General features: G+C 57.2%; 23 protein-coding genes. 17 read left to right on the forward strand and 6 right to left on the reverse strand.

Features of this window, described 5'->3' with window-relative positions; all coding sequences use genetic code 11:
* Window positions 1-128 precede the first annotated feature (128 nt).
* From M2406_RS25855 to panM, 3 genes are read right to left on the reverse strand one after another with little or no spacing between them, the layout of a single operon-like run.
* Window positions 129-2,186, reverse strand: coding sequence for a hypothetical protein (locus M2406_RS25855; protein ID WP_259191892.1), 2,058 nt, complete (start codon window positions 2,184-2,186; stop codon window positions 129-131).
* The gene (locus M2406_RS25860) at window positions 2,173-3,390 is read right to left on the reverse strand and encodes a DUF3142 domain-containing protein (RefSeq protein WP_259191893.1); all 1,218 of its coding nucleotides are present in this window, start codon (window positions 3,388-3,390) and stop codon (window positions 2,173-2,175) included. Before M2406_RS25860 ends, M2406_RS25855 begins: the two co-directional genes overlap by 14 nt.
* Entirely contained in the window at window positions 3,387-3,779 is a 393-nt protein-coding gene (gene panM, locus M2406_RS25865; protein ID WP_012004697.1) for an aspartate 1-decarboxylase autocleavage activator PanM, read from the reverse strand. Before panM ends, M2406_RS25860 begins: the two co-directional genes overlap by 4 nt.
* A gap of 406 nt (window positions 3,780-4,185) precedes the next feature.
* On the opposite strand from panM, the gene M2406_RS25870 reads away from it, so the two are divergent.
* The 11 genes from M2406_RS25870 to ugpQ all read left to right on the forward strand — a co-directional run bounded on the left by M2406_RS25870 (window position 4,186) and on the right by ugpQ (window position 15,502).
* The gene (locus M2406_RS25870; protein ID WP_012004698.1) at window positions 4,186-5,301 is read left to right on the forward strand and encodes a branched-chain amino acid ABC transporter substrate-binding protein; all 1,116 of its coding nucleotides are present in this window, start codon (window positions 4,186-4,188) and stop codon (window positions 5,299-5,301) included.
* A gap of 116 nt (window positions 5,302-5,417) precedes the next feature.
* A complete protein-coding gene (gene livH / locus M2406_RS25875) occupies window positions 5,418-6,344 on the forward strand; it encodes a high-affinity branched-chain amino acid ABC transporter permease LivH (RefSeq protein ID WP_012004699.1) in 927 nt (308 codons plus the stop codon).
* Window positions 6,341-7,624, forward strand: coding sequence for a high-affinity branched-chain amino acid ABC transporter permease LivM (locus M2406_RS25880; RefSeq protein WP_135314713.1), 1,284 nt, complete (start codon window positions 6,341-6,343; stop codon window positions 7,622-7,624). Before livH ends, M2406_RS25880 begins: the two co-directional genes overlap by 4 nt.
* Entirely contained in the window at window positions 7,621-8,388 is a 768-nt protein-coding gene (livG, locus tag M2406_RS25885) for a high-affinity branched-chain amino acid ABC transporter ATP-binding protein LivG (protein ID WP_012004701.1), read from the forward strand. The genes M2406_RS25880 and livG overlap by 4 nt, the downstream gene beginning before the upstream one ends.
* A gap of 3 nt (window positions 8,389-8,391) precedes the next feature.
* Entirely contained in the window at window positions 8,392-9,093 is a 702-nt protein-coding gene (livF, locus tag M2406_RS25890; RefSeq protein ID WP_012004702.1) for a high-affinity branched-chain amino acid ABC transporter ATP-binding protein LivF, read from the forward strand.
* 42 nt (window positions 9,094-9,135) lie between these two features.
* Window positions 9,136-10,323 (forward strand): PLP-dependent aminotransferase family protein, encoded by a 1,188-nt coding sequence (locus M2406_RS25895; RefSeq protein ID WP_017891302.1) that lies wholly within the window; start codon window positions 9,136-9,138, stop codon window positions 10,321-10,323.
* A 191-nt stretch (window positions 10,324-10,514) separates the two neighbouring features.
* A complete protein-coding gene (gene ugpB, locus M2406_RS25900) occupies window positions 10,515-11,834 on the forward strand; it encodes a sn-glycerol-3-phosphate ABC transporter substrate-binding protein UgpB (protein WP_259191894.1) in 1,320 nt (439 codons plus the stop codon).
* A gap of 114 nt (window positions 11,835-11,948) precedes the next feature.
* Window positions 11,949-12,836: a sn-glycerol-3-phosphate ABC transporter permease UgpA gene (gene ugpA, locus M2406_RS25905; protein WP_012004705.1), complete on the forward strand. Its 888-nt coding sequence runs from the start codon at window positions 11,949-11,951 to the stop codon at window positions 12,834-12,836.
* Entirely contained in the window at window positions 12,833-13,678 is an 846-nt protein-coding gene (gene ugpE, locus M2406_RS25910; protein ID WP_012004706.1) for a sn-glycerol-3-phosphate ABC transporter permease UgpE, read from the forward strand. The genes ugpA and ugpE overlap by 4 nt, the downstream gene beginning before the upstream one ends.
* A 4-nt stretch (window positions 13,679-13,682) precedes the next feature.
* Complete coding sequence (locus tag M2406_RS25915) at window positions 13,683-14,756, forward strand: sn-glycerol-3-phosphate import ATP-binding protein UgpC (RefSeq protein ID WP_012004707.1); 1,074 nt, start codon at window positions 13,683-13,685, stop codon at window positions 14,754-14,756.
* Window positions 14,756-15,502 (forward strand): glycerophosphodiester phosphodiesterase, encoded by a 747-nt coding sequence (gene ugpQ, locus M2406_RS25920; protein ID WP_259191903.1) that lies wholly within the window; start codon window positions 14,756-14,758, stop codon window positions 15,500-15,502. Before M2406_RS25915 ends, ugpQ begins: the two co-directional genes overlap by 1 nt.
* Here ugpQ and M2406_RS25925 read toward each other — a convergent pair.
* A complete protein-coding gene (locus M2406_RS25925) occupies window positions 15,499-15,828 on the reverse strand; it encodes a hypothetical protein (protein ID WP_259191895.1) in 330 nt (109 codons plus the stop codon). The genes ugpQ and M2406_RS25925 overlap by 4 nt on opposite strands.
* 152 nt (window positions 15,829-15,980) lie before the next feature.
* Here M2406_RS25925 and M2406_RS25930 point away from each other — a divergent pair, with 152 nt between their 5' ends.
* Window positions 15,981-16,844, forward strand: coding sequence for a carboxylate/amino acid/amine transporter (locus tag M2406_RS25930; RefSeq protein ID WP_012004710.1), 864 nt, complete (start codon window positions 15,981-15,983; stop codon window positions 16,842-16,844).
* A gap of 33 nt (window positions 16,845-16,877) precedes the next feature.
* On the opposite strand, the gene metR is transcribed toward M2406_RS25930, so the two are convergent.
* Window positions 16,878-17,828, reverse strand: a complete 951-nt coding sequence (metR, locus tag M2406_RS25935; protein WP_012004711.1) for an HTH-type transcriptional regulator MetR — start codon at window positions 17,826-17,828, stop codon at window positions 16,878-16,880.
* A 105-nt stretch (window positions 17,829-17,933) separates the two neighbouring features.
* On the opposite strand from metR, the gene metE reads away from it, so the two are divergent.
* Window positions 17,934-20,210, forward strand: coding sequence for a 5-methyltetrahydropteroyltriglutamate--homocysteine S-methyltransferase (gene metE / locus M2406_RS25940; protein ID WP_218218094.1), 2,277 nt, complete (start codon window positions 17,934-17,936; stop codon window positions 20,208-20,210).
* Between the two features lie 104 nt (window positions 20,211-20,314).
* On the opposite strand, the gene M2406_RS25945 is transcribed toward metE, so the two are convergent.
* Window positions 20,315-21,151: a dienelactone hydrolase family protein gene (locus M2406_RS25945; protein ID WP_017891309.1), complete on the reverse strand. Its 837-nt coding sequence runs from the start codon at window positions 21,149-21,151 to the stop codon at window positions 20,315-20,317.
* 506 nt (window positions 21,152-21,657) lie between these two features.
* Here M2406_RS25945 and udp point away from each other — a divergent pair.
* The 4 genes from udp to rmuC all read left to right on the forward strand — a co-directional run bounded on the left by udp (window position 21,658) and on the right by rmuC (window position 25,678).
* Window positions 21,658-22,419 (forward strand): uridine phosphorylase, encoded by a 762-nt coding sequence (udp, locus tag M2406_RS25950; RefSeq protein ID WP_012004714.1) that lies wholly within the window; start codon window positions 21,658-21,660, stop codon window positions 22,417-22,419.
* A 170-nt stretch (window positions 22,420-22,589) separates the two neighbouring features.
* The gene (locus M2406_RS25955) at window positions 22,590-23,372 is read left to right on the forward strand and encodes a tyrosine-protein phosphatase (protein WP_115183422.1); all 783 of its coding nucleotides are present in this window, start codon (window positions 22,590-22,592) and stop codon (window positions 23,370-23,372) included.
* An 87-nt stretch (window positions 23,373-23,459) separates the two neighbouring features.
* On the forward strand, window positions 23,460-23,990 hold the full coding sequence (locus tag M2406_RS25960) for a DedA family protein (protein ID WP_012004716.1): 531 nt from the start codon (window positions 23,460-23,462) through the stop codon (window positions 23,988-23,990).
* 140 nt (window positions 23,991-24,130) lie between these two features.
* Entirely contained in the window at window positions 24,131-25,678 is a 1,548-nt protein-coding gene (gene rmuC, locus M2406_RS25965; RefSeq protein WP_115183421.1) for a DNA recombination protein RmuC, read from the forward strand.
* The last annotated feature ends 64 nt before the right edge of the window (window positions 25,679-25,742 follow it).

Raw genomic sequence — 25,742 nt, forward strand, 5'->3', positions numbered from 1 at the left:
ACCACTGCCAGTCTGGTTTCGAGGGAGTATTTTGGTTTTGCCATAAAAAACTGCACCTTATTCAGTTGGGTGTCCAACTTTTGGGGTGCAGTTCACTAGCCGGGCTTTTTTGTGCCTGAAATTCGGCGCTATGGCGTAACGGCAGCGAAGTCTGGCGCCGGGCAGCTATAGCCAAACTTGTTGGCCCAGGGATAACGAGACCCGGTGTTGATATAGCGCTGATACAGTGCCTGACCGGTTTTTGCATCACGTTTTATCACCCAACCGGCGGCATTGCACAGCACGGCGGCATAGGCCTGGCTTTTTGGCGGCAGCAAATCGGCAGCCTGCTGGGCCAGGGTGACGGCCTGCCAACGATAGTGCAGGAAGCGATTGTCCTGTGGCGGCAGTGCTGCTTTGGCCCGTGCCGCTTCCGCGCTGCTGATCCAACTCTTATGTTTGAGTTCGCGAGTATCAAACGCATCTCCCAGATAGGAATAACCTGCGTCATAAATCGCGTAATCCGGCGTCATCTCATAGCCGGTGAAGGTTAGCCCTTGTGTGCGCAGTAGCGTGGCCGCCTGATAATAGGCTTCGGCGCGCGCCAGTTTGTCGGCGGTTTTGTCCTGCGCCGTTTTCAGCGTATCGGCGTACTGCTGCGCCACCTGACGATAGTTAGGGATGTCGAAATAGCCCATGGCCTCTTGAGGACGTCCGGCGCGCATCAGACGCCGCGCCAGCAGTTCACGCAGTTGTACTTCCGGCGTAAGTGGCTGACCGTTGTACTCGTCCGGATTGACCGGTTTTAGCGGCGTAGTTGGTGCTGGCGCATGTTTATCGACAAAGCCTTTCAGCTCGTCGACGGTCAGCACCCGTTCGGCTACGTCGGCGACGTCAGCCCAATAAATCTCTTTACCGCGATACAGGAAATCCATTGCCTGTAGATAGTCACCGCGATCAAGTGCCAGGATCGCCTGCTCACCCGCCACCCGACACTCGGGCACAATGGTTTCTTGCACAAAGTCGGCATTGCGTTGCTCGCCCCAGCTTTCACTGGATGGGAAAGCGGCCGCCGCTTTGGCGTAGTTTGCGGTGGCGGCTTTAACATCCCCGTCGCGCAGCGCCATCTTGGCGCGTAGCCACCAGGCCAGGCCACTGTCACCGGCGTGTTTCAGCAGGCTGGCTGCCATCGGATATTGCCCGGTGCGGTAGGCCAATGCTGCCAACCGGTCGCTGCCGCTGAAACCGTTTTTCACCGAGGCGTCCAACAGCGTCAGAATTTGGCTGATAATCTGCGTTGAGCGGCTACCGGTGCCGTCGGTGTCGGCCATTTGCAGATTACTGCTGCGGGCGAACAGTTCGATAGTGACCAATTGCTGGATCAGCGGATCGGTAATCGCCTGTTTTAGCGTATCGAAGTGGTCAGGATTGACCAGATAACTGGAAACGTACTGCAACGACAGTCCGCCGTTTTGATCGCCCTGAGCCGCCTGCTGGGCATACAGCCGCGCCGCTTGAGTCACGTCATTGAGCCACAGGTGGATACGTGCCTGCTGGCCGAGACTGCTCAGCGCCAGTTGATCCGGATCGGCCGTGCCGCTTTTCACTCGCTCAATCACCTGCTGGAAAGCCGCCAGCGCTTGCTCCAGCTGCGGTTTTGCCGGGTGTTTGGCCGTCGCAGCCGGTTCGCCACTTTCGTTCTCTGGCGTGCCGTGATCGCCCATCAGCAGTCGGCCGAGTGAGTATTGCGCTCGTAGCCCCCAATCGCCCTGTTCTGCAGCGGGTAGCGCCAATACCTGCTGGAAGTATTCGCCGGCCCGCGGATCCTGGCCGGCAAAGGCCACTGCGCCCAGTTGGTACAGGCGAGCGGCATCAGACAACCCCTGAGTATTGACCGCATCGGCCTCTTCAACGGTTTTTGCCGCGCGCATTTTGCCGATGATGATGGTTTCTGGCGACAGGGGCATCGGTTTCGGCGGCATGGGCGGCGGTGGCGCTTTCCATTGCGGTAGTTGCTTATCTATCGCGACCAGGCGGCCGGCTTCAAAGGCAAAATTGCCTTCCGGCATATACAGCAGTGTGCCATTGCGATCGACCAGCAACCGGTTAGGGAAATCCGGCCCGCAGGCGTAGCCGTTAATCGGCAGCGCCAATGCTGAGCCGATCAGGGCCGCCAGTGGAAGAGTGCGAGCATTAAGGTGTGACAAGGGTGCCTCCTGGCGTCAGTTGTTGGCAGCGCAGCCAGCCCAGTGGCCGGGATTGCCCGGCACGTAATTGGTCGCCGCTAATCAGGACAAAGCGTTGCCGTTGAGGCTCACTTTCCAGCCGGTAGTTGCCCGCGGCATCCGCCGCCAGACAGTCGCTGGCGGTGATGACAATTTCATGGGGCAGCGGGGCATCAATCGGCCCATTATTGTGAAGTATCAGATCATTGAGCCCATTTTGCTGTGGCTGAGGACTAATTTTTACCAGCCAGTTGACGCTGAGCGGTTGGTTTTCAATCACTGCCCGCAGCGTCGTCAATGACCAGGCGCGACGATCGTCCGCCAGCGGCAGCCGGAACCAGATAATGCCACGCAGGTGCGGTGTGGTTTGCGCGTTCAATTGATGCAGAAAATCAGCTATCTGCTGCGGCGCGACCGTCAGCTCTCGCGAAGTCCCGGCCACGCGCAGCGAGGTTTCGCTTTCAACCTGCGCGCCCTGCTCATCAAACCCCACCAGACCCATGCCATAGGCGGGCAAGGCCACCCGGAAGGGCTTCGGCGTCATTTTCGCGTACTGCTTTACCCAGCGCAGTGCCAGCGGGCCGGAAAATAACCCTTGCTGCGGCGACAGCACCGCATGTACCTGCAGTACCGAACTGTCCACCTGTTGTAATACGCCGGGCAGCGTCGCTGAGCCGATCCAGGTCGGTAAGGCGGTAATACCCAGTTGCAATGAGCGAGGCAGCTGCTGGCGCAGTTGTTGGAGGAAATGCTGATAGTCGGGCAGGCGAGCGGTGGCGGCGTCGTGATCTATTTCAACGCCGATGACCTGCAACCCGGCGGCCTGCCACTGCTGCACCTGCTTTAGCAGGCGCTGGCGAATGGCGGATTCGTCCAACTGCGCCAACTGCCCATCCAGACGCACGACCAGCCACAGCGGGCGGCCATCTTGTTTCAATAATGGGAGATTAACCGGGATTTCACGCCAGCCTTCGCGCGGATGTACCTGCAAGCCCAGCACCCGCAACGCAGAGAAAAGATCGCGGCTTTGCGCCAATGCCGCAGCATGTTGCGGCGTCCAGACCCGTTGCCAAACGTAGGCCTGGTTATCCCAGGCTTGCTGCAGTTGCAGTGCCTGCTGGCGGCCACCGAACCAGGCGATGAATGCCAGTACCAGCATTAATAGCGCCATTAGCCCGCGTTTCATTGCTGCCAGAGTTCGCCTTGCTGAGTGAAACCGCAGGCGCGCATAAAGTTATCCACTTCACCGCGTTCGCGCGCTGTCAGACCGGCGGTTGAAAGCTGCCAGTGCGTTATCTGCGGCAGTTGACGCTGGGCGTCCTGTACCAGATACAGACCAACGCCGCGACGGCGTGTCACCTCACGCACCAGTAAATCTTGCAGTTGGGCATGCTTACCGTTCAGCTCGATTTTCACCGCACCGAGCAGCCGTTCGTTGAAGCGGGCTGCGAACAGGGCTTTATCGCCGCTCAACCCGCTTTGCCACTGCTCCGGCTGCTGATGCGGCCAGATTTTGCCAAGATCGATAAGGTCTTGCGGGGACAGTGTGGTTAATCGTTCTATAGTTAATTTCATGCAGGATTTCCGAACGGCTAATCGATGCCGACAGTGTAATAGATCTTGCACAGAGCGTTGTGTAAGTTTTTCTGTACGATTACTGCGCGAAATGTTTTTTGCAAGACGCATTTTCCGAGTAAATATGTAGTAAAGCGATCCGGAACCAGCATAACGCGCTGCGCCTGATGCAAAACAGCGCAGATTTAATCCGGATTTTATGCTGTTTACACCGCTTGTTCCTGATTGTGCAAGTTGATTTGCAGCAGAAAATTCCTGTTTAATGGCATGAAAAATAAAGTCTTATTAGAAAATATTGCCGCGAAAACACCTAAATCATTATTACTTATGAATAAAAGCAGTAAATAAGGGTCAGGTGCAGGCAAACACAACAGGTACGTTCACAACGACAGATGGGGATTTGCGGATGAAATTAACAAAAGGTAAGGCATTGTTGGCTGGCTGTATCGCGATGGCAATCGGGCATGCGGCAATGGCAAAAGACATTAAGGTGGCGATCGTCGGGGCGATGTCCGGCCCGGTCGCACAGTATGGCGATATGGAGTTTACCGGTGCCCGTCAGGCAATTGCCGATATCAATGCCAAGGGTGGCATCAAGGGCGATAAGTTGGTTGGTGTGGAATACGACGATGCCTGTGACCCGAAACAGGCGGTAGCGGTGGCCAACAAGGTGATCAACGACGGTATCCGTTATGTGATCGGCCACCTGTGTTCTTCCTCGACGCAGCCGGCTTCCGATATTTATGAAGATGAAGGCGTGATCATGATTACCCCGGCGGCCACTAACGCCGATCTGACCACCCGTGGTTACAAGATGATCATGCGTACCACCGGCCTGGACTCCGATCAGGGCCCGACCGCAGCCAAGTACATCCTCAGTGAAATCAAACCCAAGCGCATTGCCGTGATCCACGACAAGCAGCAGTATGGCGAAGGCCTGGCACGCTCGGTACGCGACAGTCTGAAAAAACAGGGTACCGACGTGGTGATGTTTGAAGGTATCACCGCCGGCGATAAAGATTTCTCCACTCTGGTGGCACGCCTGAAGAAAGAGAACGTCGATTTTGTTTATTTCGGCGGCTACTACCCGGAAATGGGCCAGATCCTGCGCCAGGCCAAACAGGCCGGGCTGACCACCCGCTTTATGGGGCCAGAGGGGGTGGGCAACTCCTCACTGTCTAACATCGCCGGTGCGGCTTCCGAAGGCATGCTGGTGACCTTGCCGAAACGCTACGATCAGGTTCCAGCCAACAAACCTGTGGTTGATGCGCTGAAAGCCAAGAAACTGGATCCGACCGGGCCGTTTGTCTGGACCACCTACGCCGCACTGCAATCTCTGACCACCGGGATGGAGCGCAGTGGCAGCCAAGAGCCGGCCGATATCGTCAAGGATTTGAAAACCGGCAAGCCGGTGGACACCGTGATGGGGCCGCTGAGCTGGGATGACAAGGGCGATCTGAAAGGCTTCGAGTTCGGCGTGTTTGAATGGCATGCAGACGGCACATCAACACCAATCAAATAAGCCATAATCATCAGGGTAGGGTGCAGTTCTGCTGCGCCCGCGGGCCGGCTTGCCGGCTCCGTATCCCTTTACCTGAATGCTCTTCGCATTCAGGTTTCGCAGCCAAGGGTTAGAGTATGTCAGAGCAGGTTCTCTATTTTCTGCAGCAGATGTTCAACGGCGTCACGTTGGGCAGCACCTATGCATTGATCGCCATCGGTTACACCATGGTCTACGGCATCATCGGCATGATCAACTTCGCCCACGGCGAGGTGTATATGATCGGCAGCTATGTCTCCTTTATTGTTATCGCCGCCCTGATGATGGTGGGCATCGACGTGAGCTGGTTGCTGATTGGCGCCGGGTTCCTGGTGTCGATCGTCATTGCCAGCGCCTACGGCTGGAGCATTGAGCGGGTAGCCTACAAGCCGGTGCGCAACTCAAAGCGTCTGATCGCGCTGATCTCCGCCATCGGGATGTCGATATTCCTGCAAAACTACGTCAGCCTGACGCAAGGCTCGCGCGATTTGGCGCTGCCTAGCCTGGTCACCGGCCAATGGGTGTTGGGTGAAAGTAACGGTTTTGCCGCCACCATCACTACCATGCAGTTGATTATCTGGGTCGTCACCTTCCTGGCGATGCTGGCGCTGACGATATTCATTCGTTATTCCCGCATGGGCCGCGCCTGCCGTGCCTGCGCGGAAGATTTGAAAATGGCCAGCCTGTTGGGCATCAATACTGACCGGGTTATCTCGCTGACCTTCGTGATTGGCGCGGTGATGGCGGCAGTGGCCGGCGTGCTGCTGGGCCAGTTCTACGGAGTGATTAACCCATACATCGGCTTTATGGCAGGCATGAAAGCCTTCACCGCGGCGGTGCTGGGCGGGATCGGCAGCATTCCCGGCGCAATGATTGGCGGCCTGGTACTGGGCGTGGCGGAAGCGCTGACCTCGGCCTATCTGAGCACCGAATATAAAGACGTGGTGTCGTTCGCGCTGCTGATCGTGGTGTTGCTGATCATGCCAACCGGCATCCTTGGGCGTCCGGAGGTTGAGAAGGTATGAAACTCAATCTGCTCAATGCGTTGATCGCCACGCTGGTGCTGTTTGTGATGGCTTCGTTCCTGATGGGGATGCAACTGAGTCTCGACGGAACCAAACTGGTGGTTCATGGCGCGGCGGAAGTTCGCTGGATGTGGATCGGCATTGGCTGTGTCATCGTGTTTTTCTTCCAATTGTTGCGTCCGTTGATGCAGCAAGGGCTGAAAAAAATCTCCGGCCCGTCATTCGTCTTACCGAGCTTTGATGGCACCACCGCGCGCCAGAAGCTGCTGGCCGCGGCGATCATTGTCGCGGCGGTCGCCTGGCCGTTCCTGGTATCGCGCGGCACGGTGGATATCGCCACCCTGACGTTGATCTACGTGATGCTGGGTCTGGGCCTGAACGTGGTGGTCGGGTTGTCCGGCCTGCTGGTGCTGGGTTACGGCGGTTTTTACGCCATCGGCGCCTACACCTATGCGCTGCTGAACCATTACTATGGCCTCGGCTTCTGGGAAAGCCTGCCGCTGGCGGGCATCGTCACCGCCATCTTCGGTTTCCTGCTCGGTTTCCCGGTGCTGCGTCTGCGCGGCGATTACCTGGCGATTGTGACCCTGGGCTTTGGTGAGATCGTGCGTATCCTGCTGCTGAACAATACCGAGATCACCGGCGGGCCGAACGGTATCAGCCAGATCCCAAAACCGACCTTCTTTGGGCTGGAGTTCAACCGCAGCCTGCGCGACGGCGGCTGGGACACCTTCCACAACTTCTTTGGCCTGAAATACGATCCGAGCGATCGCATTGTGTTTTTGTATTTGGTGGCACTGCTGCTGGTGGTACTGACGCTGTTTGTGATCAACCGCCTGCTGCGCATGCCGCTGGGCCGTGCCTGGGAAGCGCTGCGCGAAGATGAAATCGCCTGCCGTTCACTGGGCCTTAACCCGACCAAAATCAAGCTGACCGCCTTTACCATCAGCGCCGCCTTTGCCGGTTTTGCCGGTACGCTGTTTGCCGCACGTCAGGGTTTTGTCAGCCCGGAATCCTTTACCTTTGTCGAGTCGGCCTTCGTGTTGGCGATCGTGGTTTTGGGTGGTATGGGGTCGCAGTTTGCCGTGATCCTGGCGGCTATTCTGCTGGTGGTATCGCGTGAAATGATGCGCGATCTGAACGAATACAGCATGTTGCTGCTGGGCGCCCTGATGGTGTTGATGATGATTTGGCGGCCGCAAGGGTTGCTGCCGATGAAGCGGCCACAGCTGAAGCTGAAAGCGGCGGATATCCACGCGGGCAAGGGGGAACAGGCATGAGTATGCAACCTTTGCTGAAGGTCGAAGGGTTATCGATGCGTTTCGGCGGCCTGCTGGCGGTCAATAACGTGGCGCTGGAACTCAATGAAGGCGAGATCGTTTCGCTGATCGGCCCGAACGGTGCCGGAAAAACCACGGTCTTTAACTGTCTGACCGGTTTCTACCGCCCAACCGGCGGCACCATTAAACTGCGCGAACGTCATCTGGAAGGGCTATCCGGCCAAAACATCGCTCGCATGGGCGTAGTGCGGACTTTCCAGCATGTGCGGCTGTTCCGTGAAATGACGGTGATCGAAAACCTGCTGGTTGCGCAGCACCAGCATCTGAAAAGCGGCGTTTTCGCCGGGCTGTTGAAAACGCCGGCCTTCCGTCGCGCCGAAGCCGACGCGCTGGAACGTGCGGCGGTGTGGCTGCAGCGGGTTGGCCTGCTGGAGATGGCTAACCGCTCTGCGGGCAACCTGGCATACGGCCAGCAGCGGCGGCTGGAGATTGCGCGTTGCATGGTTACCCGGCCGGAGCTGCTGATGCTCGACGAGCCTGCGGCGGGTTTGAACCCGAAGGAAACCGACGAGCTGGATCATTTGATTGTCGAGCTGCGTAATCAGCATAAGGTATCGGTGTTGTTGATCGAACACGACATGAAGCTGGTGATGGGCATTTCCGACCGCATCTACGTGGTGAACCAGGGTACGCCGCTGGCGCAGGGCACTCCGGCAGAAATCCGCAACAACCCGGACGTGATCCGGGCTTATCTGGGCGAATAAATTATGTTGTCATTTAATCAGGTATCCGCCCATTACGGCAAAATCCAGGCGCTGCATCAGGTCAGCCTGAATATTAAGCAGGGTGAGATAGTCACGCTGATCGGTGCTAACGGCGCCGGTAAAACTACGCTGCTCGGCACGCTGTGCGGTGAACCCCGTGCCAGCGAGGGCAGCATCACTTTCCTCGATCAGGATATTACCCAGTGGCAGACCTCGCGCATCATGCGTGAGGCGGTGGCTATTGTGCCGGAAGGGCGACGGGTATTCTCGCGCATGACGGTGGAAGAAAACCTGGCGATGGGCGGTTTCTTTGCCGATCGTCAGCAGTATCAGCAGCGTATCGAAAGGGTTTTCGGCCTGTTCCCGCGCCTGCTGGAGCGCCGTGCCCAACGTTCCGGCACCATGTCCGGCGGTGAGCAACAGATGTTGGCTATCGGCCGTGCGCTGATGAGCCAGCCAAAGTTGCTGTTGCTCGACGAACCTTCCCTTGGGCTGGCGCCGATCATTATTCAGCAGATTTTTGACATTATTGAGCAACTGCGCGAAGAGGGAATGACCATCTTCCTGGTGGAGCAAAACGCCAATCAGGCGCTGAAACTGGCCGATCGTGGTTATGTACTGGAAAACGGCCGCGTGGTGTTGGAAGATACGGGAGCCGCATTGTTAGCAAACGAAGCAGTTCGATCCGCTTATCTCGGTGGATAGTTTGTCCCAGTAACTAATAATAATCAGGAATGAGAAGAAGAAATGAACACAGAAGGGTTACTCGCGCAGCGCATCGTAAAAGTAAAAAGCTCGGCAATTCGTGAATTGCTCAAGCACAGTAAGATGGAAAACGTCATTTCGCTGGCGGGCGGCATCCCCTCTGATGCCCTGTTTGATTTCGAAGGCTTGAGCATCGCTACTCATCAGGCGATCACCGAGCAGCCGAAAAGCGCTTTCCAATATGGTTTGACCGAAGGCAGTCCGGTGCTGCGTGAGCGCATCTGCGAACTGTGCGCCCAGCGTGGTGTTTCTGCCACTGCCGAAGAAGTGATGGTCACGGCCGGTTCCCAGCAGGCGCTGGATCTGGTGATGCGTGCCATCGTCAACCCGGGCGATGTGTTTGTGGTGGAGCGTCCGACCTATCTGGCGGCGTTACAGACGCTGGAGTTGGCGGAAGCCAACATCATGTCGGTGTCGTCTGACAGCGATGGCATGGTGGTCGAAGAGCTGGCCGAACTGCTGAAAACCCAGCGCATCAAGGGCGTGTATGTGGTGCCGAACTTCGGCAACCCCAGCGGTATCACCCTGAGCGCACCGCGCCGCGAACTGTTGGTGAAACTGGCGGCCGAGCACAATTTCCTGATCATCGAGGATGACCCGTACGGCGAACTGCGCTTTACCGAAGAGCGCAACGCCACGCTGCACCAGATTTCGCAGCAGGTGCTGGGTCATACCGATAACATTATCTACACCTCGACCTTCTCCAAGATCCTGGCACCGGGCCTGCGCCTGGGCTGGGCAATTTTGCCTGAGTTCCTGCTGCATAAAGTGGCGATCATCAAGCAGGCGGCGGATCTGCACGCCAGTGCGCTGTCGCAGAGCATCGTCGAATGCTACCTGGGGTTGGATCGTCTGCCGGCGCAGATCGAAAAGATCCGCGCGGCCTACAAGCACAAGGGCGAGATCCTGGCCGGGCTGGTGGAACAAGAGTTGGGCGACCATATCAGCTTCGATATGCCGAAGGGCGGTATGTTCCTGTGGGCGCGTTTCCGTCAGCCGTTTAACGCTACCGAATGGCTGAAAACCACCCTGCAGCAGGGCGTGGTATTCGTGCCGGGGGAATACTTCTTCTCAGACAACCCGGATCGTTCGACTTTCCGCCTGTCGTTCGCCACCGCGACCGAACAGCAAATGCAGGAAGCGGTCGCTCGACTGCGTCGTTCACTGTAATACCCACGGCGGCGGGGCAGTTCTCCCTGCCGCCGACATCAAACAGCAATCTGCACTTCACTCTCCCGTCACACGGCTGTCATCTGGCAGTTATATTTCTGTCATCCGAGCATGGCATGTTAGCTACCGAACAAAAAACTGATTCTTTTCGCTCACGCGCTTATTACACCAGCTTTTTTCAGGAGTTAGGCATGCTCACCTACGCTATTCGCAAAACTACGCTGTGCGTCGCGTTGACCCTGGCGGTCAGCACTCAGGCACTGGCGGCAACCGAGATCCCGTTCTGGCATTCGATGGAAGGTGAATTGGGTAAAGAAGTGGATTCCCTGGCGGATCGCTTTAACCAGTCTCACACCGACGTCAAAATTGTCCCGGTTTATAAAGGTAACTACGAACAGAGCCTGGCGGCGGGCATTGCGGCCTATCGCTCAGGCAAAGCGCCGGCAATTTTGCAGGTGTACGAGGTGGGTACGGCAACCATGATGGCCAGTAAGGCGATCAAGCCGGTGTATGAAGTGTTTAAAGATGCCGGTATCAACTTTGACGAGTCGGTGTTCGTGCCGACGGTGGCCGGTTACTACACCGACAACAAGAGCGGTCACCTGCTGTCTCAGCCGTTCAACAGTTCCACTCCGGTGCTGTATTACAACAAGGACGCCTTCAAAAAAGCCGGCCTGAACCCGGACCAGCCGCCAAAAACCTGGCAGGAACTGGCGGCGGACACCGCCAAACTGCGTGCAGCCGGTATGAAGTGTGGCTACGCCAGTGGCTGGCAGGGCTGGATCCAGCTCGAGAACTTCAGCGCCTGGCACGGGGTACCGTTCGCCACGGAGAACAACGGTTTCGGGGGAGCCAGCGCCAAGCTGGAGTTCAACAAGCCGCTGCAGGTCAAGCACATCCAACTGCTGGAAGAGATGAACAAGAAGGGTAATTTCACCTATTTCGGCCGTAAAGACGAATCCACCGAGAAGTTCTATAGCGGTGATTGCGCCATTACTACTGCGTCATCCGGCTCTCTGGCGGATATCAAGCATTACGCCAAGTTCAACTACGGCGTGGGCATGATGCCGTACGATGCGGATGCCAAAAATGCACCGCAGAACGCCATCATTGGCGGTGCCAGCCTGTGGGTGATGAACGGCAAAGATACCGCCACCTACAAAGGGGTTGCCGAGTTCCTGCAGTATCTGGCCCAGCCGGAAATTGCCGCTGAATGGCACCAGAAGACCGGTTATCTGCCGATCACCACCGCGGCCTACGATCTGACCAAGCAACAGGGCTTCTACGACAAGAACCCGGGCGCCGATGTGGCGACGCGTCAGATGCTGAACAAGCCGCCGTTGCCATTCACCAAGGGCCTGCGTTTGGGCAACATGCCGCAGATCCGTACCGTGGTGGATGAAGAATTGGAAGGCGTGTGGACCGGCAAGAAAACGCCACAACAGGCGCTGGATGCCGCCGTGCAGCGCGGTGACGTATTGCTGCGTCGCTTCGAGTCCCAGACCAAGTAGCGTCAACCGGGACTCCGTTCCGGCGAACGACACCGATTTCACCCCCTCTCCCCTGGGAGAGGGCCGGGGTGAGGGGCTCAGTCAGCCCTCTCCCCACATTAACGGTTAACCCCTATGTCATCTTCCCGTCCCGGTTTCGGCTGTAGCTGGCTGCCCTATGTATTGGTGCTGCCGCAACTGTTGATCACCGCAATCTTTTTCCTGTGGCCTGCCGGCGAAGCGCTGTGGTATTCGGTGCAGAGCCTCGATCCATTCGGTCTGTCCAGCCAGTTTGTCGGCCTGGATAACTTTACCCAGCTGTTCCAGGATCCTTACTACCTCGATTCGTTTTACACCACGCTGATTTTCAGTTTCCTGGTGGCGGGTATCGGGCTGGTAGTGTCGTTGTTCTTCGCTGCGCTGGTGGATTACGTGCTGCGCGGCAGCCGGATTTACCAGACGCTGATGATCTTGCCTTATGCGGTAGCTCCGGCGGTGGCGGCGGTACTGTGGATCTTCCTGTTCAACCCCGGCCTGGGGCTGATTACTCATTTCCTTAACGGACTGGGCTACAACTGGAACCACGCACAGAACAGTGGGCAAGCGATGTTCCTGGTGGTGCTGGCTTCGGTCTGGCAGCAAATCAGCTACAACTTCCTGTTTTTCCTGGCGGCATTACAGTCCATTCCCCGATCGCTGGTGGAAGCGGCGGCCATCGACGGTGCCGGCCCGGTGCGGCGTTTCTTCAATCTGGTGCTGCCGTTGATCACGCCGGTGAGCTTCTTCCTGCTGGTGGTCAATTTGGTGTACGCCTTCTTCGACACCTTCCCGGTGATCGATGCCGCGACCGGCGGCGGGCCGGTGCAGTCCACTACCACGTTGATCTACAAGATCTACCGCGAAGGCTTTGCCGGTCTGGACTTGTCCAGCTCTGCGGCGCAGTCGGTGATCCTGATGCTGCTGGTGATTGGCCTGACGGTGATCCAGTTCCGTTTTGTCGAACGTAAGGTGCGTTACCAATGATTGAGAACCGACGCGGGCTGGATATCTTCAGCCACGTAATGCTGATTATCGGCGTGCTGGTGGTGTTGTTCCCGCTGTACGTGGCCTTTGTCGCCGCCACGCTGGATGACAAACAGGTGTTTCAGGTGCCGATGACCCTGATCCCGGGCGGCCACCTGTGGGAAAACATCAGCAATATCTGGCAGGGCGGTGTGGGCAACCTCAAGGTGCCATTCTCGCTGCTGCTGCTCAATAGCGTGATCATGGCGCTGGCCATTACCTGCGGCAAAATAGTGGTATCGGTGTTGTCGGCCTATGCCATCGTTTATTTTCGTTTTCCGCTGCGCAGCCTGTTTTTCTGGCTGATTTTCATGACGCTGATGTTGCCGGTGGAAGTACGTATTTTCCCCACGGTGGAGGTGATATCCAACCTCAACCTGCTGGACAGCTACACCGGTCTGACGCTGCCGTTGATGGCCTCGGCAACCGCTACCTTCCTGTTGCGCCAGTTCTTTATGACCTTGCCGGATGAACTGCTGGAAGCCGCGCGGATTGATGGTGCCGGCCCGATGCGCTTCTTCTGGGACATCGTGTTGCCGCTGTCGAAGACCAACCTGGCGGCGCTGTTTGTCATCACCTTTATCTACGGCTGGAACCAGTACCTGTGGCCGATCCTGATCACCAGCGATGCCTCAATGGGCACTGCGGTGGCGGGCATCAAAAGCATGATCTCCACCTCCGGCGCGCCGACCCAGTGGAATCAGGTGATGGCGGCGATGATTCTGACTTTAATCCCACCGCTGGCGGTGGTTCTTCTGATGCAGCGCTGGTTTGTACGCGGCCTGGTTGATAGCGAGAAGTAACGAAATGGCAGGTTTAAAACTACAGGCAGTCACCAAATCCTACGACGGTAAAACGCCGGTGATTAAGCAGATCGATCTCGACGTGGCGGACGGTGAGTTTATCGTGATGGTTGGCCCGTCCGGCTGCGGTAAATCGACGCTGCTGCGCATGGTCGCCGGGCTGGAACGTACCACCAGCGGCGATATCTATATCGACAGCCAACGCGTGACCGATATGGAACCGAAAGATCGCGGCATTGCGATGGTGTTTCAGAACTACGCGCTGTATCCGCACATGAGCGTGTATGACAACATGGCCTATGGCTTGAAAATTCGCGGCTTCGGCAAACAGCATATCCAGCAGCGGGTAGAAGAAGCGGCGCGCATTTTAGAGCTGGAGCCGCTGTTGCAGCGCAAGCCGCGTGAGCTTTCCGGCGGCCAGCGTCAGCGGGTGGCGATGGGGCGGGCTATCGTGCGTGAACCGGCGGTGTTCCTGTTTGATGAACCCTTGTCCAACCTCGACGCCAAGCTGCGGGTACAGATGCGTCTGGAATTACAACAGCTGCATCGCCGATTGAAAACCACCAGCCTGTACGTAACGCACGATCAGGTGGAGGCGATGACGCTGGCGCAGCGGGTGATCGTAATGAACAAGGGCGTGGCAGAGCAGATTGGCACCCCGAGTGAGGTCTATCAACGCCCGGCGTCGCTGTTTGTCGCCAGTTTCATTGGTTCACCGGCGATGAACCTGTTGCCAGGCACCCTGAGCGCCGACGGCAGCCAACTGCAACTGGCGGACGGTATGACCTTGAATTTACCGCAGGCGAAGGCGCACTGGGGCGGACGCCGGCTGACGCTGGGTATTCGTCCCGAGCATATTCAACTGCTCCCCGATGGGCAAGGTGGCGTGCCGCTGGTGCTGCAAACGCTGGAGCTGCTGGGCGCGGATAATCTGGCGCACGGGCAGTGGGGCGGCCACGGGGTCATTGCGCGGCTATCGCATGAAACTATGCCGACGGCAGGCAGCACGCTATATTTACAACTGCCTGCACAGGCGCTGCACTTTTTTGATACCGATAGCGGATTACGGATGGAATGATGACCACAGCCTGGCCTTACCCTCATATTGTTGCCCACCGCGGCGGTGGCTCTCTGGCACCGGAAAATACCCTGGCGGCGATCGACGTTGGCGCACGTCACGGCCACAAAATGATTGAGTTCGACGCCAAGCTGGCGCAGGACGGGCAGATTTTTCTGCTGCACGACGATACTCTGGATCGCACCAGCAACGGCTGGGGCGTAGCGGGCGAGTTGCCGTGGGACAAGCTGGTGCAGCTCGATGCCGGCAACTGGTATAACTCCGCCTACAAAGGCGAACGCTTACCCTTGCTGGCGGAGGTCGCGGAACGCTGCCTGCAGCACGGTATGATGGCGAACATTGAAATCAAGCCCACCACCGGTAGTGATGACGAAACCGGCCGGGTAGTGGCGCTGGCGGCACGCCTGCTGTGGCAGGGGCAGACCGATCCGCTGCTCTCTTCGTTCTCGGTTGAAGCGCTCGCAGCAGCAAAACGTACCGTGCCTGAATTGCCGCGTGGCCTGTTGCTCGATCAGTGGGATGACAACTGGCTGGCGCTGACCGAACGTCTGGATTGTGTGTCTTTGCACATCAACCATAAAGAACTGACCGCCGAACGGGTGGCAGCACTGAAAGCGGCGGGATTACGCATTCTGGTTTATACCGTTAACCAGCCGGCGCGGGCGCGCTTGTTGTTAAACTGGGGCGTTGACTGCATTTGCACGGACCGAATAGATTTGATTGGCCCCGATTTTCCCAATGGCTAACCTCGGTTGACCGGCGTCGGCAGCGGCGCCTGAGGTACCGCAGGCGTGGTGCGATCGAACGGATTGCGTGGTTGGTTGCCATTTGGCAGCAGTTGCCCGCCGTTCGGCGAATTTCGCAGCAGTTGTTGCTGGTTATTGTCGAACTGCCGCTGTTGTTGCAGACGGCGCTGATCCAACTGCTGGTTATTCAGCATGCGCTGTTGCTGCGCCTGTTGACTGCGTTGGTTGAGAAACTGCTGCTGCGAGCTAAGCTCGGTAACCCCGTTGGCCGCAGTAGCCAACCCGGACAGCAACAACAGACCGTAGAGCAGATGATAAGTCTTCATGATGTTTACCTCGCTTTTTTATTAAGCCTAACCCACCGGTGAATTTTTTGCCGATAGTTTGTATTTCGCACAGATGTAAACTGCCTTTTCGTCACGACCTATCCCGCCTTCCGTTACAATCGCCCTTTGTGAATTTTTAGGATGAACCCATCGTGCTGCTTCTGGTGATTACTACCATTTTGTGGGCGTTCTCTTTCAGCCTGATTGGCGAATATCTGGCGGGCCAGGTCGACAGCTGGTTCTCGGTGCTGATGCGCATTGGTCTGGCGGCATTGGTGTTCCTGCCTTTTCTGCGCTGGCGCAATATCAAGCTGAAAGTGATCCTGATGTACATGCTGGTGGGGGCTTGCCAGCTCGGCATCATGTACCTGTTCAGCTTCCGTGCTTATATGTACCTGACGGTGCCGGAATTCCTGCTGTTTACCGTGCTGACGCCGCTTTACGTCACGCTGATTTATGACCTGATCAGTGGGCAGCGCCTGCGCTGGAGCTACGTATTCAGTGCGTTGCTGGCCGTTTTGGGGGCGGCGATCATCCGTTACCACCAACTTAGCGAGCATTTCTGGCTGGGGCTGCTGCTGGTGCAGGCGGCGAATATCAGCTTCGCCATTGGCATGGTCGGTTACAAGCGGCTGATGGAAGTGCATCCGTTGCCACAGCACACCGCGTTTTCCTGGTTCTACCTGGGCGCGTTGGTGGTGGCGGTGGTGGCCTGGTGCCTGTGGGGCAACCCGCAACAGTTGCCGACCACCAATCTGCAATGGGGCATTCTGGTGTGGCTGGGCGTGGTCGCTTCCGGGCTGGGATATTTCATGTGGAACTACGGTGCCACGCAGGTGGATGCCGGCACGCTGGGCATCATGAATAACATGCATGTGCCTGCCGGGCTGCTGGTGAATCTGGCCATCTGGCAGCAACAGCCGCACTGGCCAAGTTTTATTATCGGTGGGGCGGTGATTGTTGCTTCGCTGTGGGTACATCGCCGTTGGGTGGCACCCAAAATAATCAGTAAATAAACCGGGCCGCCCAAGCGCAGGCAGCCCTGGTCGTCAGGGTTGTGAGGCCAGCGGTTTGACGCTGGCAACACCGGCGCTTGGGCGGGCGGCGTCCCGGACGAACGGCAGATGATTGCAGGCGTGCTGGCGTGCCGAACGGATAAAGGCTTCGGTTACCGCCTGGCGCTGCTCACCATCGCGAACTGCGGCATACAGACGGCTCCACAGGCCATCGCCCAGGGTTTTGGTCACCACCAATCCCTGGCGCTCAAAACTCTCCACCACCCAATGCGGTAACGCCGCAATCCCCATCCGCGCGGACACCATCTGGATCAGTAGCAGGGTGTTATCGACGTTTTTCAGCGCCGGGCTGATGCCCGCCGGCTGCAGGAAATGACGCCAGATATCCAGCCGTTGACGCTGTACCGGATAAATCATCAGCGTTTCATCGATCAAATCTTCGGGTTCAATATGCAGCTTGCTGGCCAACGGGTGATCCGGCGCCAGCACCAGTCGCACTTCAAAATCAAACATCGGTGAATAATGCAGACCGCTGCGCGGCAGAATATCGGAGGTCAGCACCAGATCCAGCTCGCCTTGCTGTAAGGCCGGTTGCGGATCAAAGGTGACGCCGGACTTAAAGTCCATCACCACCTGCGGCCAACTCTGACGGAAGTTATCCAGCGCCGGTGTCAGCCATTGAATACAGCTGTGGCATTCAATGGCGATACGCAGCGTGGCCTGATGCGGTTCGTGGCACGTCTGCAATGCCTGCTGAATTTGCGGCAGAACCTGCTCTGCCAGCTGTAACAGGATCTCTCCCTGCGCGGTAAAGCGCAGCGGTTGGCTTTTACGAACGAACAGCTTGAAGCCCAGGCGCTGCTCCAGATCGCTGAACTGATGCGAAAGAGCAGACTGCGTCTGATGGAGTTGGGCCGCCGCGGCCGCCAGCGAACCGGTATTGCGCAGAGCCTGCAGCGTCCGTAAGTGTTTCAGTTCGATCATGAGAGTCCTTCACAGTGACAGTGAATAAATTGCGCTTGTGGTTAATACAGTACCTGCGGATTATGGATGTGTAAACATCTGGACGGCTAAATGGGGAATATGACGATGGCAATTCTAAATCACACACTGGGTTTTCCTCGCGTTGGGCTACGACGTGAACTGAAAAAAGCTCAGGAAAGCTACTGGGCAGGTAACTCAACGCAGGAAGAACTGTTGGCAGTTGGCCGCGAGCTGCGCGCTCGCCATTGGCAACAGCAACAACAGGCCGGGGTGGATTTGGTGCCGGTCGGCGATTTCGCCTGGTACGACCATGTATTGACCACCAGTCTGCTGCTCGGCAACGTGCCGGCGCGTCATCAAAATGCGGACGGCACAATCGATCTCGATACGTTGTTCCGCCTGGGCCGTGGCCGCGCACCGACCGGTGAACCGGCAGCAGCGGCGGAAATGACCAAATGGTTTAACACCAACTACCATTACATGGTGCCGGAATTCCATAAGGGCCAGCAGTTCAAACTGGGCTGGACCCAATTGCTGGACGAAGTTGACGAAGCGCTGGCGCTGGGCCACAAAATCAAACCCGTGCTGCTGGGGCCGGTCACATACCTGTGGCTGGGCAAAGTGAAGGGTGAGCCGTTTGACCGCCTGTCGCTGCTCAACGATATCCTGCCGGTTTATCAGCAGGTGCTGGCCGAGCTGGCAAAACGCGGCGTTGAATGGGTGCAGATCGACGAGCCTGCGCTGGTGCTGGAATTGCCGCAGGCGTGGCTGAACGCCTTCAAACCGGCTTATGACGCGCTGCAGGGCCAGGTAAAACTGCTGCTGACTACCTATTTCGACAGCGTTGGCCACAATCTTGACACTCTCCGTGAGTTACCGGTGCAGGGGCTGCACGTTGACCTGGTTGGCGGTCACGACGATATCGCGGTATTGAACAAGGCACTGCCGAAAGAGTGGCTGCTGTCACTGGGGGTAATCAACGGTCGCAACGTCTGGCGTGCCGACCTGAGCAATTGGTTTGAACGTTTGCAGCCATTAGTGGGCAGTCGCCCGCTGTGGATCGGCACTTCCTGTTCACTGTTGCACAGCCCGATCGATCTGAGTGTGGAAACCCGGCTGGACGAAGAAGTGAAGAGTTGGTTCGCCTTCGCCCTGCAAAAATGCGGCGAACTGGCGTTGCTGAGTGCGGCGTTGAACGCACCGGGCGCAGCAAAACAGGCTGAACTGGACGCCTACAGCGCGCCAATCCGTGCCCGTCGTCAGTCCAGCCGTGTGCATAATGCGCAGGTCGGTCAACGCCTGGCTGCTATTACCGCGCAGGACAGCGAACGTCAGCGTCCTTACGCCGAGCGTGCTCAGGCACAGCGTGAACGCTTTAACCTGCCGGCCTGGCCGACCACTACCATAGGTTCATTCCCGCAAACCACCGAAATTCGCGGCCTGCGTCTGGACTTCAAGCAGGGGCGTTTGGACGGCAACAACTACCGCACCAGCATTAGCGAGCACATCAAACAGGCGATCGTTGAGCAAGAGCGTCTGGGGCTGGACGTATTGGTGCATGGTGAAGCCGAGCGTAACGACATGGTCGAATACTTCGGTGAAAACCTCGACGGCTTCGTCTTCACCCAAAACGGCTGGGTACAGAGCTACGGTTCCCGCTGCGTAAAACCGCCGGTGATCATCGGCGATATCAGCCGACCGGAAGCCATCACCGTAGAGTGGGCGAAGTATGCTCAGTCGCTGACCGACAAGCCGGTGAAGGGCATGTTGACCGGCCCGGTAACCATTCTTTGCTGGTCATTCCCGCGTGAAGACGTGACCCGTGAAGTGATTGCCAAACAAATCGCCCTGGCGCTGCGTGATGAAGTGGAAGATCTGGAAAAAGCCGGCATTGGCATCATCCAGATTGACGAACCGGCACTGCGTGAAGGTCTGCCGCTGCGTCAATCCGACTGGGCTGCCTACCTGAATTGGGCGGTGGACGCGTTCAAATTGAATGCCGCCGTGGCGCAGGATGATACTCAGATCCACACCCACATGTGTTACTGCGAGTTCAACGACATCATGGATTCGATTGCGGCGCTGGATGCTGACGTGATCACTATCGAAACCTCGCGTTCCGATATGGATTTGCTGGAAGCCTTTAAAGAGTTTGAATACCCGAACGAAATCGGTCCGGGTGTGTATGACATTCACTCGCCAAACGTGCCAAGTGTGGAATGGATCGAAGCGCTGCTGCGTAAAGCCGCGCAGAACATCCCGGCAGAACGCCTGTGGGTTAACCCGGACTGCGGCCTGAAAACCCGTGGCTGGCCGGAAACCCGTCAGTCGCTGGCCAACATGGTGCTGGCTGCACAGCGCCTGCGCGAGCAGCAGGCCTGATTGCCGCCGTGGTGCAATGATGTTTTGATCTGACAATCTGGGCGCTTCGGCGCCCTTTTTTATGTCGCAGGCGGCTGTCTGGTCAGGCAGCCGTGAGGTGAGGTTTACTTAACGCCCGGAACGCCATGTTGGGTGAACCATGCCAGCATGCGTTGCCAACCGTCGGCGGCCGCTTCGGCATCATAGCTTGGCCGGTAGTCGGCATTGAAGGCATGGCCGACGTCGGGATAGACCACGATCTCGGCATCGGCGTTGGCCGCACGCAGCGCCTGACGCATGCTTTCCACCGTATCCAGCGTGATACCTGTGTCTTGCCCGCCATATAATCCCAGCACCGGCGCAGAGAGTTGGGTAGCGACATCGATCGGATGTTTTGGCGAGTTCAGCGTTTTTTCGCCCACCAGTTTGCCGTACCAGGCGACGGCCGCTTTCAACTGCGGATTATGTGCCGCATACAGCCAGCTAATACGCCCGCCCCAGCAGAAACCGGTAATCGCCAGCTTGCCGGCATCGCCACCGTGGCGCGTGGCCCAATGAGCGGCATGATCCAGATCCGCCAGCACCTGACGATCCGGCACTTTGGTCACCAGCTTTTGGAACAGTTCGCCGATGTCGGTGTAATCCCGGGCATCTCCCTGACGGAAATACAGTTCCGGTGCTATCGCCAGATAGCCCTGTTTGGCCAGGCGACGACACACGTCCTGAATGTGCTCATGCACGCCAAAAATCTCTTGTACCACCAGCACCACCGGGAAGGGGCCGCTGCTATCGGCAGGTTTGGCGATATAGGCCGGCAGATTGTCACCCTGTGAAGGAATGGTGGTTTCCCCGGCATGAATGCCTTGTTCGTCGGTGATAATGGTTGAAGCAGCCAAGGGTGTAACGGCCGGGGTGAATCCCCCCTGGGCCTGTTTTAATGTCATCACTTGATCGGTTTTCATTGCGGTCTCCGTGCAATCGAGAAAAGCGCTGAGATTAACTATAGGAAAGATTACCCGTTATTGGCACCGGGTGGAGCATTTTCGGCCAAGTCTGTAAAAAACGAATAATTATCTGGCTTTAGCGCGTTTTTGTTGCCTTTTTATCATGCTATTACGCATGTTGACCTGCATTAATACCATAAGGTGCGTTAGCTCCCTTTATTGTGGCTAAGTCACCGATAAAATAAGGTTATTTTCTGTGGCGGCGTCAATAGTTTCATCAGGAAATCAGCTCTGCGCTCAGGAGACAGGGTGAAAAACGGCGGTGCATTTTGTCGACTAGACTTGGGGCATCTGAGACAACCATTCCAGCTTCTGGTGTGTTTTTGTGACTTTAATCACAAAAGTTATGTAGATTGCATTCTGTTTCTTTATTCATAGTGATGGTTGTCACGAAATTGAATGGCAATTTTCAGTAGAGTACTTTTTTGTTCCTCCCAATAAACATGATCCATGAGGAGTCTCGCATGTCCCAATCTGACGTTTTTCATCTCGGCCTCACTAAAAAAGATTTACAAGGGGCCCAGCTTGCCATCGTTCCTGGCGATCCACAGCGCGTAGAGAAAATTGCCAAGCTGATGGAAAATCCGGTGCATCTGGCTTCCCATCGTGAATTTACCTCCTGGCGTGCAGAGCTGGACGGCAAGGCGGTGATCGTCTGCTCTACCGGCATTGGTGGCCCGTCTACCTCTATCGCCGTTGAAGAACTGGCGCAATTGGGGATCCGTACCTTCCTGCGTATCGGCACCACCGGTGCGATCCAGTCGAACATCAATGTCGGCGATGTCCTGGTCACCACCGCCGCGGTTCGTCTCGACGGTGCCAGCCTGCACTTCGCACCGATGGAGTTCCCGGCCGTGGCTGACTTTGCCTGTACCACGGCACTGGTCGAAGCCGCCAAGGCTGCCGGCGCCACCACGCACATTGGCGTGACCGCGTCTTCTGATACCTTCTACCCTGGCCAGGAACGTTACGATACCTTCTCCGGCCGCGTCGTCAGCCGCTTCAAAGGCTCGATGGAAGAATGGCAGTCGATGGGCGTGATGAACTATGAAATGGAATCCGCTACCTTGCTGACCATGTGTGCCAGCCAGGGCCTGCGTGCCGGTATGGTTGCCGGTGTGATTGTTAACCGCACCCAGCAGGAAATCCCGAACGCAGAAACCATGAAAAACACCGAAAGCAAAGCGGTGCAGATCGTGGTTGATGCAGCGCGCCGCCTGCTGTAATTACCTCGCAGTTCAACGGGTCGCCGACGCGGCCCGTTTCTCCATTCGGCCGTAATCTGTTACGGTTAACCTCATCAGCGCCATCTTTCTGGCCGCCTCTTTACCCGTTGAGCCCGGTTTTTCCGCTGCTCTCAGGTTGCGTTTTTCAGACAATAACCACGAGGACGTCTATGACTGCCCAGATCCTGCTTCATCCTTCATTGGCGCCGCTTGATGGCGGCATTAACTTTCGCGATCTTGGCGGCAATAGCGTCGCCGATGGCCGCCGTATCAAGCGTGGTCTGCTGTTCCGCTCAGGCTCGCTGGAGCGTCTGACCGAAGACGACTGCACCTTCCTGGCCGGTGTGCCGGTGCGTTCGGTGCTGGATTACCGTGACGCCGATGAAGTTCAGGCCAAGCCTGATGTCCTGTGGAACGGCGCCGATTATCATCATTTCCCGGCCAATCCGTTGAGCAATGAGGTGAATGCCAACCTGGAAAAACTGACCAGCGAAACGCTGGCCGGTTTCGACGCACAGGCCTTTATGCTGGAACTTTACCGTCGACTGCCTTTCGGTAATGCGGCGTATAAGCAGTTGGCCCAATTGCTGAGCAATGTCGATAACGGTGCCATCGTCCAGCACTGCGCGGTAGGCAAGGATCGTACCGGGGTCGGTTCGGCGCTGGTGTTGTTTGCGCTGGGGGCAGATGAAGCGACGGTAGTGGAAGATTACCTGCTGACCGAAACCACGCTGGCGACCTTCCGCGAACAGATGCTGGATCAACTGTCGATTCGCCTTAACGCTTCGGCACTGGGGCAATTTGCCTATGTGCTCAGCGCCCGTGAAGAATTCCTGATGACCGCCCTGAACTGCATCCGTGACCAATATGGTTCAACCGATCGCTGGCTGGAGGCCGAGTACGGACTGGGCCAAAACCAGCGTGAAGCACTGCAGGCGTTCTACCTCGAGTAAACTGCACGGGTGTTTAGCCGGGGTTTAATCGGCCCCGGCCGGCATTGCGTATCCTTGGGGCCATAAATCCCGCATCAGGAGCCCATATTGAGCCTCAATGACATTATCCACTGGGTCAGCGACACCGTGCGGCAGCATGAAGCCTGGGCCATCCCGATTATCTTCTTCCTGGCGTTCGGTGAATCGCTGGCATTTCTGTCGCTGCTGTTGCCGGCCACGGTGATTCTGCTGGCGCTGGGAGCCTTGATAGGCGAAAGCGGCATTGCATTCTGGCCTATCTGGGCCGCCGCCGCAGCCGGGGCCTTTTTCGGCGACTGGCTCTCTTACTGGATTGGCTATCACTATCAAGACCGGGTGGCGCATATGTGGCCCCTTTCCCGCAATCCACAGCTACTCACGCGTGGCCATGCGTTTTTTGAACGCTGGGGCGTACTGGGCATTTTCATCGGCCGCTTCTTCGGCCCGTTGCGCGCCGTGGTGCCATTGGTTGGTGGCATTTGCGGCATGCCCCAGCGTTATTTCCAGGTGGCGAATATCACTTCAGCGATGATCTGGGCGTTTGGCATTCTCGCGCCGGGGGCGTTTGGCATCAAGTGGTTAAGCCAGTGGTTTGGCTAGTTCTGGTCTGACTTGCGTAGCGTTTCGCAATTTTGCGCCGTTGGGGCAAAAACAGACTGGACATCCATACAGCATCCCCTTAACGTGACGGGCAACAGGCGCATAAAACGCCGGAACGGTCAGGTGTAACAGGAGGCAGGGTGGATACCAGTTTGGTTTACGGTATGGGCGGGGTGGCAATTGGCCTGCTGTTGGGGTGGCTAATTGCCAGTTTGCGTGTGCAGCAGGCGCAGGCACAGCATGAAACCGAGCAACGGCTGCTGGAACAATCGCTACAGCAGGCGCAGCAGGAAACAGCAGCCCGGCAAGAAACGCTGCAGCGTAATGAACAACAAATGCGACAGACCGATCTGGAACTGCGCAATTTGCACAGCCAGCTGGCCGCCGGGCACGAAAAACTTCAACAGCTCAATCACTGGCGCAACGAATGCGAGTTGCTGAATCAGGAACTGCGCGCCCAGCGTGAGGTTAACAGCGCTCAGGAGGCCGAGCTGCGTGAGGTGACTATCCGCCTGGAAGAGACCCGTATGGCGGCAGAAGAGAAACAGCGTCTGCTGATTAACAGCGAACAGCGCCTCACCACCCAGTTTGAAAATTTGGCCAACCGCATTTTTGAACACAGCGGGCGCAAGGTTGACGAGCAGAATAAGCAAAGCCTGGACCGCATGTTACTGCCGCTACGTGAGCAACTCGATGGTTTCCGCCGCCAGGTACAGGACAGTTTTGGCCAGGAAGCGCGTGAACGCCATACGCTGACCCACGAAATACGTAACCTGCAGCAGCTCAATGCACAAATGGCACGCGAGGCGATTAACCTCACCAAGGCCCTGAAAGGGGATAACAAAACTCAGGGTAACTGGGGTGAGGTGGTGTTAAGTCGGGTACTGGAAGCCTCCGGCCTGCGCGAAGGACACGAATACGAAACCCAGGTCAATGTGCGGCTGGATCATCAGAGCCGTATGCAGCCCGACGTCATCGTTCGTTTACCGCAGGGTAAGGACGTGGTCATCGATGCGAAAATGTCGCTGGTGGCCTACGAACGTTACTTCAACAGTGAAGATGAAGTGGAACGCGAGGCGGCGCTGAGTGAGCATATTGGCTCGCTGCGTGGCCATATCCGCCTGTTGGGACGCAAGGATTACCAGCAGTTGCCCGGCCTGCGTTCGCTGGACTACGTACTGATGTTTATTCCGGTCGAGCCGGCTTTCCTGCTGGCCATCGACCGTGAGCCGGAGCTGATCAGCGAAGCGCTCAAACACAACATCATGCTGGTCAGTCCGACGACCTTGCTGGTGGCGTTGCGCACCATCACCAATCTTTGGCGCTATGAGCATCAGAGCCAGAATGCCCAACGCATTGCCGACAGAGCGGCGCGGTTGTATGACAAAATGCGGCTGTTTGTTGACGATATGTCGGCGCTGGGGCAGAGCCTGGACAAGGCCCAGGGGAGTTATCGCCAGGCGATGAATAAACTGAGCGAAGGCCGTGGTAATCTTATCGGCCAGACCGAGGGGTTCCGCGCTTTGGGGGTTGAGGTGAAAAGACCGATTAACCCGCTGCTGGCTCAGCAGGCCAGTGCGCAGCATGATGAAGAATGCGAGGCGACGGGCTTTGATGAAGTTGACGCGTTGCCCGGGGCGGAAGACGACGACTCCGCAGAGGAACCCCGCTCCGCATCGCAGGCATGACAGCGGCTGCGAGGTGGGGTATTGCGTAGGGTTCTGGTACACTCATCCACACTAAATTGACTGA

The sequence above is a fragment of the Serratia sp. BIGb0163 genome (assembly GCF_024809935.1).
GTDB classification, from domain to species: domain Bacteria; phylum Pseudomonadota; class Gammaproteobacteria; order Enterobacterales; family Enterobacteriaceae; genus Serratia; species Serratia quinivorans.